At 64.2% G+C, this 15,457-nt stretch carries 18 protein-coding genes; all 18 read left to right on the plus strand.

Annotated elements, in window-relative coordinates:
• The first annotated feature begins 211 nt into the window (after positions 1-211).
• Positions 212-367 (plus strand): hypothetical protein, encoded by a 156-nt coding sequence (locus tag BLS08_RS26320; protein ID WP_167375877.1) that lies wholly within the window; start codon positions 212-214, stop codon positions 365-367.
• Positions 349-999 carry an ASCH domain-containing protein gene (locus BLS08_RS11155; protein ID WP_090336627.1) on the plus strand — a complete coding sequence of 217 codons (651 nt, stop codon included), beginning with the start codon at positions 349-351 and terminating at the stop codon, positions 997-999. The genes BLS08_RS26320 and BLS08_RS11155 overlap by 19 nt, the downstream gene beginning before the upstream one ends.
• A complete protein-coding gene (locus tag BLS08_RS11160) occupies positions 996-3,776 on the plus strand; it encodes a bifunctional DNA primase/polymerase (protein ID WP_090336631.1) in 2,781 nt (926 codons plus the stop codon). Before BLS08_RS11155 ends, BLS08_RS11160 begins: the two co-directional genes overlap by 4 nt.
• Positions 3,777-4,125: 349 nt before the next feature.
• Positions 4,126-4,668 (plus strand): hypothetical protein, encoded by a 543-nt coding sequence (locus BLS08_RS11165; RefSeq protein WP_090336633.1) that lies wholly within the window; start codon positions 4,126-4,128, stop codon positions 4,666-4,668.
• 284 nt (positions 4,669-4,952) lie between these two features.
• Positions 4,953-5,309, plus strand: a complete 357-nt coding sequence (locus BLS08_RS11170) for a putative holin (RefSeq protein WP_090336636.1) — start codon at positions 4,953-4,955, stop codon at positions 5,307-5,309.
• On the plus strand, positions 5,302-5,622 hold the full coding sequence (locus BLS08_RS11175) for a phage holin family protein (RefSeq protein WP_090336639.1): 321 nt from the start codon (positions 5,302-5,304) through the stop codon (positions 5,620-5,622). Before BLS08_RS11170 ends, BLS08_RS11175 begins: the two co-directional genes overlap by 8 nt.
• Complete coding sequence (locus tag BLS08_RS11180) at positions 5,619-6,392, plus strand: hypothetical protein (protein WP_090336641.1); 774 nt, start codon at positions 5,619-5,621, stop codon at positions 6,390-6,392. Before BLS08_RS11175 ends, BLS08_RS11180 begins: the two co-directional genes overlap by 4 nt.
• A 161-nt stretch (positions 6,393-6,553) precedes the next feature.
• Positions 6,554-7,126 carry a terminase small subunit gene (locus tag BLS08_RS11185; RefSeq protein WP_090336644.1) on the plus strand — a complete coding sequence of 191 codons (573 nt, stop codon included), beginning with the start codon at positions 6,554-6,556 and terminating at the stop codon, positions 7,124-7,126.
• Positions 7,127-7,128: 2 nt separating this feature from the next.
• Complete coding sequence (locus BLS08_RS11190) at positions 7,129-9,099, plus strand: phage terminase large subunit family protein (protein WP_090336647.1); 1,971 nt, start codon at positions 7,129-7,131, stop codon at positions 9,097-9,099.
• A gap of 14 nt (positions 9,100-9,113) precedes the next feature.
• Positions 9,114-9,332 (plus strand): hypothetical protein, encoded by a 219-nt coding sequence (locus tag BLS08_RS11195; RefSeq protein WP_090336650.1) that lies wholly within the window; start codon positions 9,114-9,116, stop codon positions 9,330-9,332.
• A complete protein-coding gene (locus tag BLS08_RS11200; RefSeq protein ID WP_090336653.1) occupies positions 9,332-10,792 on the plus strand; it encodes a phage portal protein in 1,461 nt (486 codons plus the stop codon). Before BLS08_RS11195 ends, BLS08_RS11200 begins: the two co-directional genes overlap by 1 nt.
• Positions 10,789-11,991 (plus strand): head maturation protease, ClpP-related, encoded by a 1,203-nt coding sequence (locus BLS08_RS11205; RefSeq protein WP_090336657.1) that lies wholly within the window; start codon positions 10,789-10,791, stop codon positions 11,989-11,991. The genes BLS08_RS11200 and BLS08_RS11205 overlap by 4 nt, the downstream gene beginning before the upstream one ends.
• Positions 11,988-12,620, plus strand: coding sequence for a head decoration protein (locus BLS08_RS11210; RefSeq protein ID WP_090336660.1), 633 nt, complete (start codon positions 11,988-11,990; stop codon positions 12,618-12,620). The genes BLS08_RS11205 and BLS08_RS11210 overlap by 4 nt, the downstream gene beginning before the upstream one ends.
• 70 nt (positions 12,621-12,690) lie before the next feature.
• Complete coding sequence (locus BLS08_RS11215) at positions 12,691-13,689, plus strand: major capsid protein (RefSeq protein ID WP_090336663.1); 999 nt, start codon at positions 12,691-12,693, stop codon at positions 13,687-13,689.
• Positions 13,690-13,691: 2 nt separating this feature from the next.
• Positions 13,692-14,003, plus strand: a complete 312-nt coding sequence (locus BLS08_RS11220; protein WP_090336665.1) for a hypothetical protein — start codon at positions 13,692-13,694, stop codon at positions 14,001-14,003.
• A 1-nt stretch (position 14,004) separates the two neighbouring features.
• The gene (locus tag BLS08_RS11225; protein WP_090336668.1) at positions 14,005-14,448 is read left to right on the plus strand and encodes a hypothetical protein; all 444 of its coding nucleotides are present in this window, start codon (positions 14,005-14,007) and stop codon (positions 14,446-14,448) included.
• Positions 14,449-14,458: 10 nt separating this feature from the next.
• Positions 14,459-14,650, plus strand: coding sequence for a hypothetical protein (locus BLS08_RS11230; protein WP_090336671.1), 192 nt, complete (start codon positions 14,459-14,461; stop codon positions 14,648-14,650).
• Positions 14,651-14,687: 37 nt separating this feature from the next.
• Positions 14,688-15,440: a phage tail tube protein gene (locus tag BLS08_RS11235; RefSeq protein WP_090336673.1), complete on the plus strand. Its 753-nt coding sequence runs from the start codon at positions 14,688-14,690 to the stop codon at positions 15,438-15,440.
• Positions 15,441-15,457 lie beyond the last annotated feature (17 nt).

Below are 15,457 nucleotides of genomic sequence, written 5' to 3' on the forward strand. Positions count from 1 at the left end.
ATTACGCAGGGGGTGGTAGGCCTCGATATGAAGCCAAGAGCGCAGGTTATGGCTGTAAAGCACCATGGCGTTACGTGGCTGATGGAAGGTCGCTCGCGCAAGCCTTGCGTAATCTGCAAGACCACTATGAGCGGCAGGCCGCTGACTTCAAAAGATTGGCCCTCGATCTGATGGCGGGCCGCGTTGAGAAGGCTTGTCAGGGAGGTGACGCTTGAACCGCCCAGCCCTGCGCGCCCATCTGCGCGCCAAAGTGAATCGTGCCGCTCAGCGCCTGCGTGAACTGCACGCGATGCGCGACTGGGAAGGCATCAAGGTCGCCCTGCAGTCCTACTGGCAGGCCGCCAACGCATGGAGGGCGGTGCTGTGAAAGAGCGTCCGATTCTGTTCAGCGCGCCGATGGTGCGCGCGATTCTTGAAGGCCGGAAGACGGTGACGCGACGTGTGGTCAAGCCTGCTTTCCCGGCGTCTGTATTCGAGGTTCAGCCATTTGCAGGCGATCATTCCACCTGGATGCCAGTTAGGCCGGGCGCGAGTAATGAGCCGTGGGAGGAGCAGATTCGCGTCTGTCCTTATGGCAAGCCAGGCGACAGACTGTGGGTGCGGGAGACTTTTGCGCGCGTCGGCACAACTGATCCCGGATATCTCACATACCGGGCCACTTACCCGCGCTGCCTTCCAGCTGGACTGGAGAATGTGCCAGCGGATATCCGCGATGCCGGGGAGCGCTGGCGGCCAAGCATTCATATGCCTCGCGCCGCCTGCCGCATCCTGCTGGAGGTAATCGACGTGCGCGTCGAGCGCCTGCAGGACATTAGCGAGGAGCAGGCCAGGGCCGAGGGCGTTGCCAGCTGCGCGGATGACCTCGACCCCGATGGAAACGGTTATTCACCTTACGAGCTGTTCTCGGCGCTTTGGGTCTCCATCAATGGCGACGACAGCTGGCACGCCAACCCCTGGGTATGGGTCGTCGAGTTCAAGCGGGTGGAGCAGAGCGCATGACGCAAGCGAACACCCCAAGCAATATCGCCGCCTGGGCACGCCGCTATATCGAGGCCTTCGGGCTGGCTCTGGTGAAGATCGAGCCCGGCCAGAAGGCGCCGAAGGGCAACGGCTGGAACAAGCCGGGTGGCTACTTCACCGACGCCGACAAGGCCGAACAATTCTGGACGAAGAACCCCAACCACAATATGGGCGTGGTGCTCGGGCCGAGCCGTGTGTGCTCGCTGGACGTCGACCATGTGGAGTACACGCGGCATGTGCTGCTGCATGTGCTCGACCTGAACCTCGATGACCTGGCTGCGGTATACCCGACGCTGGTGGGCAACCCTGAGCGCTTCCGCCTGATGTTCCGGGTGCCGGATGGCGTGGAGCTGAGCCGGCATTCCCTGGTATGGCCCAACCCGCTCGACCCGGACGGCAGCAAGCACAAGCTGGCCACGGCGGCATTGAAACAGGCTGAGGCGACCGGCAATGCCGAGCTGACCGCGACGATGCGCGAGCGGCAGAAGGAACTGGCACCGGTAACGGTGTTCGAGCTGCGCGGCGGCTTGGTGCAGGACGTGTTGCCGCCATCGATCCACCCGGACACGGGCAAGCCCTATCACTGGCGCACGCCGCCTTCGGCGGATGGTCTGCCGGAGCTGCCGCGCGAGCTGCTGAGCATCTGGAACAACTGGGAGATCTTCAAGCCGCTGGGGCAGGGTGCCTGCGAGTGGGCGCCGGCGCCGAAAGAGCGCCCGGCACCCAAGGCGAAGCCGAGCCGGCCGGTAACCACTGGCGCAAGCGGTAGCACGGATGTGGTCGGCGCCTACAACGACGCGCACGACGTCGAGCAGCTGCTGGCGGCGCACGGTTACAAGCGCCGCGGCAAGAAGTGGCTGTACCCGGGCAGCACCACGGGCCTGGCGGGTGTGACGGTGGTGGACGGCAAGGTGTATTCGCACCACGGCGCCGACCCGCTGGCGAACGGGCATATGAACGATGCCTTCGATGTGTTCTGCCTGCTCGAGCATGACGGCGATCAGAAGGCGGCGACCAAGGCAGCCGCCAAGGCGCTGGGCATCGATCATGCGAGCCAGCGTAAGAAGAACATCCAAGATACGGCGGCTAAGGCTAAGGGTGAGCCGAGTGGCAAGCCTGCGGCTGCTGATGACGCCGCCAGCCCGGCCGATGAGTCGGGCGACCTTCCCCCCGCCCCATCTGAGTCGGATAGCGGCGAGCCGGCCGGCAGCAGCACCACCGGGGGGGCGGGGGGTGGCTTCCATATCCAGGGGCTGCTCCGGCGCTTCGCGTTGATCGTCGGCACCACGCAGGCCTGGGACGTGGATAACGGCAAGCGCATCAAAAAGGCCGCGTTCCAGGCGCTGATCGGCAAGGAGCTGTTCAAGCAGTGGGATGCCGAGACCGATCCGAAGCGCAAGAAGACGGTCAGCGAGGATTGGGTTAAGGAAATCGAGCGTGCCCAGGCACTGGCGGGCAAGGCGGTCGGCGATCTGAAGATGCCGATGCTGACGCGCTATGTGTACATCGATGGCACCAAGGATGTGTGGGACTACGCGAAGAAGCGCCGTGTGGCCGAGGGCGCGGTGAAGATGGCGCTGGGCGATGCCTACAGCCTGTGGCTGAACAGCCCGGATCGGCGTGTGGTGGATATGAACCATATCGTCTTCGACCCGACCATGAGCCATGACCCGGAGGTGTATATCAACACCTACGAAGGCCTGCCGCTGACGCCTGAGCGGGATGATACGAAGTGCGAGAACCTGATCTGGCTGATCAGCTTTCTGTGCAACCACGCCGAGGATGCAACGGATTGGTTGTGCCGCTGGTTGGCGTACCCGCTGCAGCACAGCGGGGCGAAGATGGACACGGCGGTGCTGATGCATTCGACCACGGAGGGCTCGGGCAAAAGCCTGTTGTTCTCGGTGGTGATGGGGATGCTGTACGGGCAGTACTCGGCGACGGTCGGGCAGACGCAGCTTGAAGGTTCGTTCAACGCCTGGCAGAGCGGCAAGCTGTGGGCGGTGTTCGAGGAGGTTGTGAGCCGCGATCAGAAGTACAACCAGGTGGGCAAGATCAAGCAGTTGATCACCGGGCAGACGGTGCGCATTGAGAGCAAGTTCGTGAACGGTTGGGAGGAAGCCAGCCACATGAATGCGGTGTTTCTCTCGAATGAGATCGTGCCGTGGCCGATCAGCGACAGCGACCGCCGCTTTCTGGTGATGTGGCCGGAGGAGAAGCTGCCTGCGGCCCGACAGATGGCGATCAAGCAGGAGCTGGCCAACGGTGGCGTCGAGGCGCTTTATGCGTGGCTGTTGGCGTATGACCTGGGCGATTTCGACCAGCAGACCAAGCCGCCTGTGACGCCTGCGCGTGAACGCCTGGTGGCATTGAGCCGGGCGCCGTGGCAGACGTTCGCCAACCTGTGGCGCCTGGGCGAGCTGGGCGATGGGTTGTGGGGCGGGTGCCTGAGCTCTGACCTGTACGCGATGTTCGTGGAGTGGTGCCAGCGCAACGGCGAGCACCGGATGAGTCAGACGAAGTTTAGCCTGTTCATCGAGACGCTCGGGGTGGACAAGACGCGGGCGATCCCCTGGACGGAGGGCAGCACGCGACGGTTTGCGGCGTTTTTGATACCGAGGGATGAGTCAGCCTTCCTGCCACCATCCATGCAGGCGGCCGCGCTTGGGGCGCATGTGCAGGCGTGGCGTGCCAAGGCGAAGCTGTGCGGCTGGAACGTGGAGGCGTGGGATCACGTCAAGGCGGCTGCAGCATGAGTACGCCTAAAAGTGTGTTGGGTGTGTTGGCACTGTGTAGGCTTGTTTTCGCAACCTTACACACTTACGGCCCAGTAAATACGCGGCCTCTGGGCGAGTGTGTAAGGTGTGTAAGGTTTAAGCGCGTGCGCGCGCGTGTGCGAAAAAAAATTGCACGCTGTATCACCTCTCTGGCTGCCCCGAACCCTTCGAAATTTTCCTTACGCGAGGCTCTGAAAACCTTACACACCTTACACACCTTACACAGACGCTCTAAAGCCTTTGTTTTTATTGAAGTTTTAGTGTGTTGGGTGTGTGTAGGGTTGGCGGTTTTTGTGTTGGGTTGCGGTTTTGGCGCGAGGGACGGGCAATGATCGAGGCTATCGAGACGCTGTTGAGGCATTGGGGCGAGCAGTTGGCCCAGAACGGCCATGGGGGCGGTTTGCCCAGCACCATGGGCACTATCGTCGAGTTCGCCGGCTGTGCGCCGCGTGGCGGGGTGTATGGCGCGAAGCTGCTGGTTGCCGGCGCCGGGCCGGATTACGCAGCGGCTGAGGTGAACCAGGTGCTGTACGCCATCGAGCGGCTGGAGGGCGGCAGCGCGCTGGTGCGGTTGGCCTATGCGCGGTACCGCAACGAACCCCGGCTGACCATTGCCGAGCAGGTGGATGCTTTGGAGCTGGGGCGCGGCGATGCTGGGCGGCGTGCGTACTACCGGCAGGTGGGCGTGCTGCATGAGCGCCTGCAGGCCGGGCTGCTGGAACGCCAGGGCAAGCTGGCGGTGATGCGGCGGGAGTCGCGCCGGGATGGCGACCGTGTGCGCCGGGCATCGTTGAAGCATGCGGATGCGGCCCACCGTGGGCGTGGCCTTGAGTTGAAGTCTGACCGCTCGTCGGGTGACTCGGCTCCGTAAGGCGCCGGCAAGGCTCCGAAGGGCGCCGGCTGGAATAACCCATAATCGGGGCTTTTCGGTTTGTCACTCGGGGGGTAAAAAGTCACCACGATTCGATAGGTACGCCTAGCGAGCAACAGAGCGCCACGTGCTGTGTCGCACAACCCGAGACCCGACTCGGATTCAGAGCCCCGCCTTGCGGGGCTTTGTCTTTTCTGGCTGACGCTACCGTGGCAGGGGGCGGCAGCTATTGCCCGTGGCACGCGGGCTTTTTTCTTCTGGCCCTTGGCCGCCTGGGAGGGTTTATGAGCGAGCCACTGACCGGGCTGGCGGTTTGCGCGGCAGGCGTTGGCATCTGCATCTCCGGCTTCATGGCTGGCGTGGATGGAAGTGCGGCGACCGGTGCACTGTGCGGGGCGACTGTGTTTGTGCTCGCGCGGCCCGACCTGAAGGTCATCCCTCGCATCCTGTTGTTCATGATCAGCCTGGTCATGGGCTACCAGTTCAGCCCGGCTCTCGGCGAACTCGAGCTGTGGGGCATCCGACCATTCACCTATTCCGGGCCTGCTGCGTTCGCCTCTGCTGCGCTGGTCGTTGGCCTGACGATGGCTGCGATCAAGAAGCGCGTGGCGCCTTCGGCCCCTGGGGGAATCGATGGCTAGTGTGATCCTGACCCATGCGCTGCTGGTGTTGTGCGGCGCCATCTTCGTTCGGCTGTTCACGTTCCGACGCGGCGCGCTTCGCTTCAGTCGGCTGAAGTCGTGTGGCGCCTGGCTGGTGATGGTCTGCGCTGGGGTGGCGGTGATCCATATCCTGCGCGGCGATCTGGTGGTGCAGCCTGCAGCCTGGCCGTTGGTGGTGCTGGTGGCGGTGTTCGCCTGGGCCATCTGGCGCGCGGGCGGCAATCTCGCCGGGGTGCTGCGCCCTGAAGTGCCAGCGTGGTCTGGTGGTGAGCGGCGGCGGGGTGGGCGGTGAAGGGCAGCATCAACGCCCGTGACTTGGACGATGCGCTGGCCGCGCTGCAGAAGCTGGGCGGCGGGCTCGCTCCTCGGGCGCTGGCGGATGCACTCAACCATACGGCCAACCAGGCGCGCATCGCGCTGCGGGCTGAGATGGAGGATGTGTTCAACCCGAGGCCAACGCCGTGGGTGCTTAACTCGATTCGCATCATTCACGCCAAGCCATCGGCTGACCCTGAAGCAGCGGTGTGGGTACAGGATCAGGGCACGGGCAAGAATCCATTCAGCGCCGAGGATTACCTGCTGCCGCAAGTCGAAGGCGGTGAGCGGATCACGCGGCGGTCGGAGAAGTACCTGCGCGAGTCGGGGATTCTGCCGGCTGGTCGCTTCGTCGTGCCGGCAGCCGGTGCTCGGCTGGATGCCTACGGGAATATCCAGAAGGGACACATGACGCAGATCCTGTCGGGCCTGAAGGCGATGAAGCTATCGGGCTCGGACAACGCTGCGACTGATAGCCGGCGTTCCCTGCGAAAGGGGCACGCGCTGGCGTTCTTCGTGATGAAGCGCGGCAAGACGCCCATCGGCATCGCCGAGCGGCGTGGTAAGAGCGTGGCGATGGTGCTCGCCTTCGTGCGTCAGCCCCAGTACCGCGAGCGCTTCAAGTTCCACGACGTGGTGCGCCGGGTCGCAGAGAACGACGCGCAGCTTGAAGCGAACATCGACAAGGCCATCGCTGATGCATTGGCTGGTCGGCTGCCCAGCCTGCCGAGCCGGCGGCGCCGCTGACGCCAGTGGCGTGCTACATGACAGGCCGGGGGCCCCTGGGCCGGCGAGGGTGGCAAGGGTAATTCGAGCCCCGTTCTCGCGCTAGTGGGTGGGGTTGGAGGTTAGTTAATTGGGGTTAATTCGGTTAATCCCCGGGGTAATTCTGGTTAATAGGTGAATTCATGACGGTCATGAAGAAGTCAGAGTTCGCGGACAGCCAGGGTTGGTCTCGGCCTTATGTGTCGAAGCTGGCCTCCCAGGGGCGGCTTGTTCTGACCGAAGACGGTAAGCAGGTACTCGTCGAGGAAACGCTTGCTCTGTTGAGTGAGACCGCCGACCCCAGCAAGGCCGCAGTCGCCGAACGCCACCAGCAAGGCCGCGTCGAGAAGGGCGTGCATGCCCACCTGACCCCGGCCGCCGAGTCCCTGCCATCCGCAGGAGCCCCCGACTATCAGAAGGCCAGGGCTCATCGTGAGTACTACCTAGCCAAGCTGGCCGAGGATGAGTTCCTCAAGGGACGCGGCGAGCTGGTCGAGCGCAAGGCTGTCGACACCGCCGCATTCAACACTGCGCGCACATTGCGCGACCTGATCCTCGGTCTGCCGCCAAAGATCGCTGGCGAGCTGATCGCCATCACCGACACCTGGGAAATGGAACGCAAGCTCACCGAACTGCTGCGAGGCGTCCTCGAGGATGCCGCCAGCCTGGTGCAGCTCGACGCCGAGATTGAACAGGGGGCGAAGGAGCCGAACTAGCCATGCAACACGCGTATGCCGACGGTGCTGCCACGTACCGGGCGGCATATCACCGAGGCCTGGAGCTCGATCCGGAACTGTGGATCGACCAGTGGGCCGACGAGTACCAGCGGATCCCGAAGGACACCGGCGCCGCCGAGCCCGGCAAGTACCACACCGACCGCACGCCCTTTGCGCGCGAGCCGATGCGCTGCCTATCGCCGCTGCACCCTTGCAAGCGCGTGGTAACCATGGTCGCCTCGCAGATGATGAAGACGCAGATCGCGCTCAACTGGATCGGCGGCAACATTCACATGGCGCCGGCCAACATCCTGGCGCTGCTGCCGAGCGAGAAGCTGGCCCGCCGGGTCTCCAGCCGGATCGACAAAACGATCAAGGCGGTACCGGAACTCAGCAAGCGCGTGGCCAAGCCCCGCTCACGCGATGCCCGCAACACTCTCGACACCAAGGAATTCGAAGGCGGCACGCTGTACTGCACCACCGCCGGCTCGGCCGCCAACCTGGCAGAGCTGGCGGCGCGCTACATCTACGGCGACGAGATCGACCGTTGGGATGTCGACGTAGACAGCGAAGGCGACCCCATTGAGCTGGCCGAGGCGCGCGGCACCACGTTCGGCCGCAAGGCCAAGTACTACTTCTCCAGCTCGCCGACGATCAAAGGCGCCTCGCGCATTGACGATCTGTACGAACAGAGCGACAAGCGCCGCTTCTTCGTGCCGTGCCCGCACTGTGGGCAGCACCAGGTGCTGGAGTGGGCCAACCTCAAGTGGACCGACGACTACAAGCGCGTCGACTATCTCTGCAGCAACGCCGAGTGCGGCGCACTGATCGAGGAACACCACAAGACGGCCATGCTGCTGGCTGGCGAGTGGCGCGCCACCGCGAAGGGTGATGGCGAGACCGTGGGCTTCCACCTCAACGCGCTCTATTCGCCGTTGGGCTGGCTGTCCTGGGCGAGCTTGGCCAAGCAGTACGACAAGGCCAAGGTCGCTGCCGACCGTGGCGACAACGAACCCATGCAGGTGTTCTACAACACCCGCCTGGCGTTGGTGTGGGACGCCGCACAGGAGATGACCAAGGCCAGCGAGCTGAAGGCCCGCGCCGAGGATTACCGCCTGGGTACGGTGCCGCAAGGTGCGCTCATTCTCACCGCCGCCGTCGACGTGCAGCACAACCGCCTGGAAATGCTGGTGATCGGCTGGGGCGAGGGGCTGGAGCGCTGGGTGGTCGACTACGTTGTCGTGCCGGGTGACCCAGCACTGCAGCGCACCTGGCTGGATCTGGACGAGCAACTGAAGCGCCGCTACCGGCACGCCTCTGGTGTGGAACTGGCCATCTGCGCAGCAGCGGTTGACTCCGGTGGCCACCACACCGATGAGGTCTACCAGTTCACCCGGCTGCGGCGCTGGCGGAAAGTGTTCGCGGTGAAGGGGGCGAGCAAGCCTGGCCGGCCTGTGCTGGCTCAGCGGCCCTCGAAAGTCGATGTGACGTACAACGGCCAAACCGAGAAGCAGGGCGCCGAACTCTGGATCATCGGTACCGACACGGCGAAGGACTGGATCTACAACCGTTACCCGTTCGCCGAAGGCCCTGGCGCACTGCACTTCTCGACAGACCTGCCCGACGAGTTCTACGACCAGGCCGTGGCAGAGCGAAAAATCACCGTCTACGTGAAGGGCTACAAGCGCACCGTCTGGGTAAAGGGCAAGGCCGAGCGCAACGAAGTGCTCGACCTTCTGGTTTACAACCAGGCCGCTGCCCAGTTCCTGGGGCTGCACCGCTACCACCAGGGCGAATGGAGCAAGCTGCGCGCTGCGGTGAGTCAGGGAAGCCTTTTTGCGCACCCAGCCGCGAGCAGCAACGTCACCGCCCTGCAGGAGGATGCCGAGAAGGCAGCCACCCCGCCGCTGCCGAAGCCAACACCACAACCACCAACGCGCCGGGTATCCCGAAGCGCCTACCTGAAACGATGACGTGAGGGCTGCCCATGGCAAGCGCACAACAGCGCCTGGATGAGGTCCGGGCGGCGATCAGCGACATCTTGAGCAAAGGCCAAAGCGTCAGCAAAGGTGACCGGCGGCTGGATAGGGCGCGGCTCGAAAGCCTGCGTGACCTTGAGTCGCAATATGAGGCTGATGTAGCCCGCGAGTCCCGCGCCGGCCAGCCACGGCAAATTCGGCTGTACAGCCGTGGCAAGGGGGCGTGATGGGCTATCGAGTTCGAGCCAAGCCGGTGAGGCTGCAGGTGGTGAACAGCTACGAGGGGGCCGGTCATGGTCGCCGCGCGCAGAGCTGGGACGCCCCTGATGCCGCGCTGAACACCATCGCCATTCCGGCGCTGCCGGCGCTACGCAAGCGCTCCAAGGCGGCAGTGCGTAATAACCCCTGGGCTGCCAGCGGCATCGGCAAACGCGTCAGCAGCCTGATCGGTACCGGCATCACGCCGCGCGCACAGATCAAGGATGACGCGCTACGCAGTGCCATCAACCAGCTCTGGAGCGACTGGACGGACGAGTCCGACGCCGACAACCTCACCGACTTCTACGGCCAGCAGGCGCTGATTGCGCGCATGGTCGAAGAGTCCGGCGAGTGCTTCGTGCGGTTGCGCTACCGTCGAGCCGAGGACGGCTTGGCGGTGCCACTGCAGTTGCAGATCCTGCCGCCCGAGTTCGTGCCGCTGGATCGCAACTTCGTCACCCGGCGCGGCAACGTGGTACGGGCTGGCATCGAGTTCGACCAGGTGGGCCGCCGCGTGGCGTACTGGATGTGGAAGAACCACCCCGGCGACGCCCGGGCGCTGGGCACCAGCTACAACACGTTGAACCGCATCCCGGCCAGCGAGGTGCTGCACATCTTCGAACCGCTCGAAGGTGGGCAACTGCGTGGCATCCCGCGCCTGGCGCCGGTGCTGCTGCGGCTCAAGTCGTTGGACAACTACGACGACGCAGTGTTGTTCCGGCAGGAGGTGGCCAACCTTTTTGCCGGATTTATCACCAAACCAAGGCCGGATGGGCCGCCGACCCTGGACCCTGCAACCGGTCAGCCGTTTAAGACTGATACGGATGGCGTGCCGATGGTTGCCATGGAGCCGGGCACCATGCAGGAGCTGATGGAGGGCGAGGAGGTCAAGTTCTCCGACCCGCCGTCAGCTGGTGACACCTACGTCGACTTCATGCGGCAACAGCTCATGGCATCTGCGGCCGGCATCGAACTGCCCTATGAGCTGCTGACCGGCGACATGGCCGACATCAGCGATCGCGTGCTGCGCGTGCTGCTCAATGAATTCCGCCGCCGTATCGAGCAGCTGCAGTTCGGCGTTTACGTGTTCCAGCTCTGCCGCCCAGTGCGCGCCGCGTGGCTCGACGCTGCCTGGCTTACCGGTGCCATCCAGCTGCCGGACTACCAGGCCAAGCGCCGCGACTACCTGCGCACGCGCTGGGTGCCACAGGGCTGGGCCTACATGCACCCCGTGCAGGACGTGCAGGGCAAATTGCTGGAGATCAAAGGCGGCTTGGCCAGCCGCAGCGAGCACGCGCTACGCAGCGGCTACGACGCCGAAGTGATCGACCAGGAAAACGCCGACGACAATGCCCGGGCCAAGCAGCTCGGGCTCGACTACACCACCGACACGGCCCTAGTGGCTGAGGAAAAAGAGGACGCCAAATGAAGAAGATGACCAACCGCCTGGCGCTGGCGGTCATGCTGGGCGGCCTGGGCATCGACGCCTTCGCCCAGCCGCGCATGCTCAACCTTGAAGGCGCGCCCGACCTCAACGCCGAACACTGGTACAGCATCCAGGCGGCCGGCGAGGAGGGCGGCAAACCGATCGAGGTCTACATCTACGGGGAGATCGGCTTCTGGGGCGTCACCTCGGGCGACTTCATCCGCGATCTGAAAGAGATCGACGATGGCGTGTCTGACGTGCTGGTGCACTTCGACACCGTCGGCGGCGACCTCTTCGACGGCATTGCCATCCACAACACGCTGCGCGCCTTGGGCGAGCGGTGCATCGGGCAGATCGACGGTGCGTGTTTCAGCGCAGGCAGCGTGGCCGTGTGTGGCGCTCACAAGGTGCGCATGGCCGACAACGCCATGTTCATGATTCACAACCCCTGGACGTTCATGGCTGGCGATAGCGACGAGCTGCGCAAGATGGCCGACATGATGGACAAGGCCTTCGAAGGCATCGTCGCCAGCTACCAGCACCGCGCACTGAGCATCGATGACGCCGAGCTGCGCCGCATGATCAACGACACCACCTGGCTCACAGCCAGCGAGGCCAAGACCCATGGTTTCGTCGACGAGGTGTTCGGAGAGGTTGCGCCGCTGGTGAACAACGCGGCGCTGGGCAAGATCCTCAACCGCTACCGCAACGTGCCCGAAGCGGCGCTGCGCCTGGTTGGCGAAGTTGAGCCAGCACCGACCCCCGATCCTGACCCAACCCCGGATCCCGAACCCGATCCGGTACCGACCACCCCGGAAGCCGCTGAACTGGCAGCCAAGCTCGCAACGGACTGCGCCGCAGCCGGCCTGAGCAACTGCGTTAGCTACCTGATCAAGGCCAGCGCCCTGGCCAGTAGCGAGGCCGTGCAGCAGCACTTCAACCGCGCCAAGGACGTTCGCGCCGCCTGCCTGGTTGCCAAGCGCCCGGATGACGCCCAGGCACTGATCGAAGCCGGGCTGACCGGTGAACAGGCCAAGGCGAAGCTGTTCGAGAAGCTGGCCGCTAACAGCAGTCAGGTGGAAATCAGCAACCTACCCCCGGTGGACGACGACCCTCAGGCCAGCGCCCACCAGCCACCAACGGCGAATGAGGTCTATGCTCGCCGCCGCAATAACGCCTCGAAAGGAGGAAACAAAGCATGATCAAAACTGAAGGTGTTTACACCGGCGAGTTCCTCCTCTCGGAGGCCAACGGTACCCGCAGCCGCGAGGAGGTGGTCATCGCCGCCGGCTCCGGCATTCTCAAGGCCGGCACGCTGATCGCCCTTATCACCGCCGCCAACGCACTCACCCCAGCCGCCGATGCCGGCAACACTGGCAACGGCACCATCGGCTCGGTGACCGTCACCAGTGCGGCCATCAGCGGTGCCTACATCCTCACCATCACCGAGGCTGCAGCCAACGGCGGCAAGTTCGAGCTGGTCGACCCGACCGGTGCGCTGGTGGGTGAGGGCACCGTCGGCCAGGCCTTCACCGGTGGCGGGCTGACCTTCACCCTGGGTGACGGCTCCACCGACTTCGCCGAAGGCGATGGCTTCACCCTCACTGTGCTGGCCAACCTCGGTGAATACACCGCCTACGACGATGACGGTACCGACGATGGCCGCCGCGCCGCCAGCGGCATCCTGTTCGCCTCGGTGGATGCCACCACCAACGACGTGCGCGCCGTTGGCGTGATGCGTGATGCCGAGGTGATTGAAAGCCTGCTCACCGGCCTGGATGCAAACGGCCGCGCCGACCTGCTGGCCAAAGGCATCGTCATTCGCCCCTGACCGTCAACCGGATCAACCCCAACACCCCAAGCCCCGCACCTGCGGGGCTTCGCATTTCTAGGAGCCCAACATGGCTGAGATCACGATTTTTCAGGACGAGGCGTTCGGCGTAGACGCGCTGCTCGCCGTCATCAACGAAGACCACGTACTGCCGGGGCAGATTGCTGCTGCAGGCCTGTTCGAAGAGCAAGGCGTCACCGGTACCGTCGTACAAATCGAAAAGGACGGCATGACCCTGCAACTGGTCAAGGCCGCCCCTCGTGGGGCAACTGGCCAGGTGGTTACCGGCAACAAACGCGACCTGATCCCGTTCAACACCGTGCACCTGCCGGAAACCTTCCAGATCCTGGCGGACGAGATTCAGGGCATCCGCGCGAGCGGTAGCCTGACCGAGTTGATGCAGGTGCAGGCCTACGTCGCCCGCCGTATCGAGAAGGCCCGCCGCCAGCTCGACCTCACCCACGAATACCAGCGCATCGGTGCCATCAAGGGCAAGGTGGTGGACGCCGATGGCGAGAGCGTGCTGTTCGACATCTTCCAGCGCTTCGACATCAAGCGTCCCAAGGTCTTCAGCTTGGAGCTGGACAACCCCGATACCGATGTGTCGGCCAAGTGCGCCGAGATCCTCGATGCCCAAGACGATGTGCTCGGCAACATCACCAGCACCGGCGCGCATGCGTACTGCGGCAAAGTGCTCTGGGCCAAGCTCATCGCCCACAAGAGCGTGCGCGAGGCTTACCTGAATTGGCAGGCAGCGGCGCAATTGATGGGTGATCGCCGCCAGCCGTTCGAGTTCGGCGGTATCACCTGGGAGCGCTACAAGGGCAAGATCGGCAACACCCCCTTTGTTGCCGATGACCGCGCGCATGTCGTGCCTATGGGCGTGCCGGAGCTGTTCATCAGCGCCTTCGCCCCTGCTGACTACATGGAGACGGTCAACACCGAGGGCATGCCGTACTACTCCAAACTGGAGATGATGAAGTACGGCAAAGGTGTGGAAGGTGAGGCGCAGTCCAACCCGCTGCACCTGTGCACCCGTCCGGCATCCGTCCGCGAACTGACCATCTGACCATGGCCGGCTTCGGTGACTGCATCGCCGCGCTCGACGATGCAGTGATGGACAGCCTCAGCGATGGCACCGCCACCTACCTGAGCCGCACCGGCCAGGTGCTGGCGGAAGGTGTGCCGGTGATCGTCGAGAAGGACGTCGAGCGGTTTAGCGAGGGCGGGGCGGTTGATCGGGTGCGCACGCACGAAGTGCAGAAGCGCTACCTGCAACCGTTCGACCGCCAAGGCGCCTTCGCCATGGATGGCAAGACCTGGCACATCGACGGCATCGAGCGCGATGACGGCCACATGATCACCCTCTACGTGGTGCCCTGACATGACCCAACCCATTGACATGCAGTCGGCGATCTTCACCGAGCTGAAAGTATTGCTCGCCCAGGTGCCGGGCTTCGGCGCCGAGGTGATCGAGGACGACGTGCTGCGCGTGATCGATGCTGACGACGAAGGGCTGCCGGATGACCTGATCATCCTGCAGCCCGGCACAACTGAGGAAGTCGAGCGGCAGGCGTCGAACAGCGTGCGTGAGCGACTCACCGTCAACATCACCCTCATGACGCGGCGTCGTGACTACCTCGCCGCGCTACGTGCAGGGCGCCTGGCGGTGAAGGTGCAGCTCGCCGGCACCAAGCTCGGCATCAAGCAACAGGGCGTGCAGCAGGGCGCCTTCCAACCCGAAACCCCCATGGCGCCGCGCAACGGCCGGCGTTGGGCTGCCCAGGTGATGCCGGTACAGATCCCCTACGTGCAGCCCCTCAAGTGAGGAACACCCCATGCCCAAAATCAACGTGGCCAAACCCTTCAACTTCCAGAAGGGCGGCAAGGTGCAGCTCTTCAAAAAGGGCGAACAGGACGTCGACCCTGAAGTGGCTGAGCACGCCGAGAAGCGCGGCTATCTGGTCGCTCCGAAGGCCAAGGCCAGCGCCGCTGAGCCAGAAGCAAAGCCGGCCGCTGAGCCCAAGTAACCGCCCCCGTAAACCCCACGATCACTAGGAGAGTCCCATGGCTCAGATCGACCGTTCGTTCATCGGCGAGGGCATCATCTACGCTCGCGCCTACCAGTCTCAGGATCCGCTGCTGGATATCGGCAACTGCGACACCTTCAACATCAGCTTCACCAGCGACCGCCAGACGCTGCGCAACTTCCGTGGTGGCGGTGGCAACCGCAACGTGCGCGAGATCGTCACGGACGTGACCTCGACCATCGGCATGTACGACATGACCGCGACCAACCTGGCGCGCTCGACGCGCTCCACCGTTGTCGCCGTGGCTGCGGGCACCGTTACCGATGAGCTGCGCATCAGCGCGGGTGTCGAGGGGGAGCTGATCCCGTTCAAGCACCTGCCCGACCTCACCCAGCCGGTAACCGTGAAAACGGCTGGCGATGTCGCGCTGCAGGCCAGCACCGACTACCTGCTGACCCCGCACGGCATCATCGTCACCGCCAACAGCAACATCGACGATACCGGCGTAAAACTCACCTACACCAAGCGCAAAGCCAGCGCTGTGCAGATGCTTAACGGCAGCCAGGTGGAGCTGGAGCTGCTCATCGCCGGCCTCAACGACGCACAGAGCGGCGAGCCCTACAGCCTGGTGGTGCGCCGCGCCAAGTTCGGCCTGCTCAGCGAGCTGCCTGTGTTCGGCCAGGAATACCTGCGCCTGGAAGGCCCAGCCGAGCTGTTGGCTGATCCGCTGGTCACCGCCACCGACCTGTCCAAGTTCTGCGAGATGAACCTGGTGGATAAGGCGGCCTGATGCTGTGGGCCAGGGAT

This window comes from Ectopseudomonas chengduensis (assembly GCF_900102635.1).
GTDB lineage: Bacteria > Pseudomonadota > Gammaproteobacteria > Pseudomonadales > Pseudomonadaceae > Aquipseudomonas > Aquipseudomonas chengduensis.

Bases quoted from the DNA above. Each gene is read 5' to 3' on its own strand.
- BLS08_RS11200 (WP_090336653.1), top strand. From the start codon at position 9,332: ATGGGCTATCGAGTTCGAGCCAAGCCGGTGAGGCTGCAGGTGGTGAAC.
- BLS08_RS11160 (WP_090336631.1), top strand. From the start codon at position 996: ATGACGCAAGCGAACACCCCAAGCAATATCGCCGCCTGGGCACGCCGC.
- BLS08_RS11190 (WP_090336647.1), top strand. From the start codon at position 7,129: ATGCAACACGCGTATGCCGACGGTGCTGCCACGTACCGGGCGGCATAT.
- BLS08_RS11170 (WP_090336636.1), top strand. From the start codon at position 4,953: ATGAGCGAGCCACTGACCGGGCTGGCGGTTTGCGCGGCAGGCGTTGGC.
- BLS08_RS11225 (WP_090336668.1), top strand. From the start codon at position 14,005: ATGACCCAACCCATTGACATGCAGTCGGCGATCTTCACCGAGCTGAAA.
- BLS08_RS11215 (WP_090336663.1), top strand. From the start codon at position 12,691: ATGGCTGAGATCACGATTTTTCAGGACGAGGCGTTCGGCGTAGACGCG.
- BLS08_RS11155 (WP_090336627.1), top strand. From the start codon at position 349: ATGGAGGGCGGTGCTGTGAAAGAGCGTCCGATTCTGTTCAGCGCGCCG.
- BLS08_RS11165 (WP_090336633.1), top strand. From the start codon at position 4,126: ATGATCGAGGCTATCGAGACGCTGTTGAGGCATTGGGGCGAGCAGTTG.
- BLS08_RS11205 (WP_090336657.1), top strand. From the start codon at position 10,789: ATGAAGAAGATGACCAACCGCCTGGCGCTGGCGGTCATGCTGGGCGGC.
- BLS08_RS11230 (WP_090336671.1), top strand. From the start codon at position 14,459: ATGCCCAAAATCAACGTGGCCAAACCCTTCAACTTCCAGAAGGGCGGC.
- BLS08_RS11195 (WP_090336650.1), top strand. From the start codon at position 9,114: ATGGCAAGCGCACAACAGCGCCTGGATGAGGTCCGGGCGGCGATCAGC.
- BLS08_RS11220 (WP_090336665.1), top strand. From the start codon at position 13,692: ATGGCCGGCTTCGGTGACTGCATCGCCGCGCTCGACGATGCAGTGATG.
- BLS08_RS11235 (WP_090336673.1), top strand. From the start codon at position 14,688: ATGGCTCAGATCGACCGTTCGTTCATCGGCGAGGGCATCATCTACGCT.
- BLS08_RS11175 (WP_090336639.1), top strand. From the start codon at position 5,302: ATGGCTAGTGTGATCCTGACCCATGCGCTGCTGGTGTTGTGCGGCGCC.
- BLS08_RS11185 (WP_090336644.1), top strand. From the start codon at position 6,554: ATGACGGTCATGAAGAAGTCAGAGTTCGCGGACAGCCAGGGTTGGTCT.
- BLS08_RS11210 (WP_090336660.1), top strand. From the start codon at position 11,988: ATGATCAAAACTGAAGGTGTTTACACCGGCGAGTTCCTCCTCTCGGAG.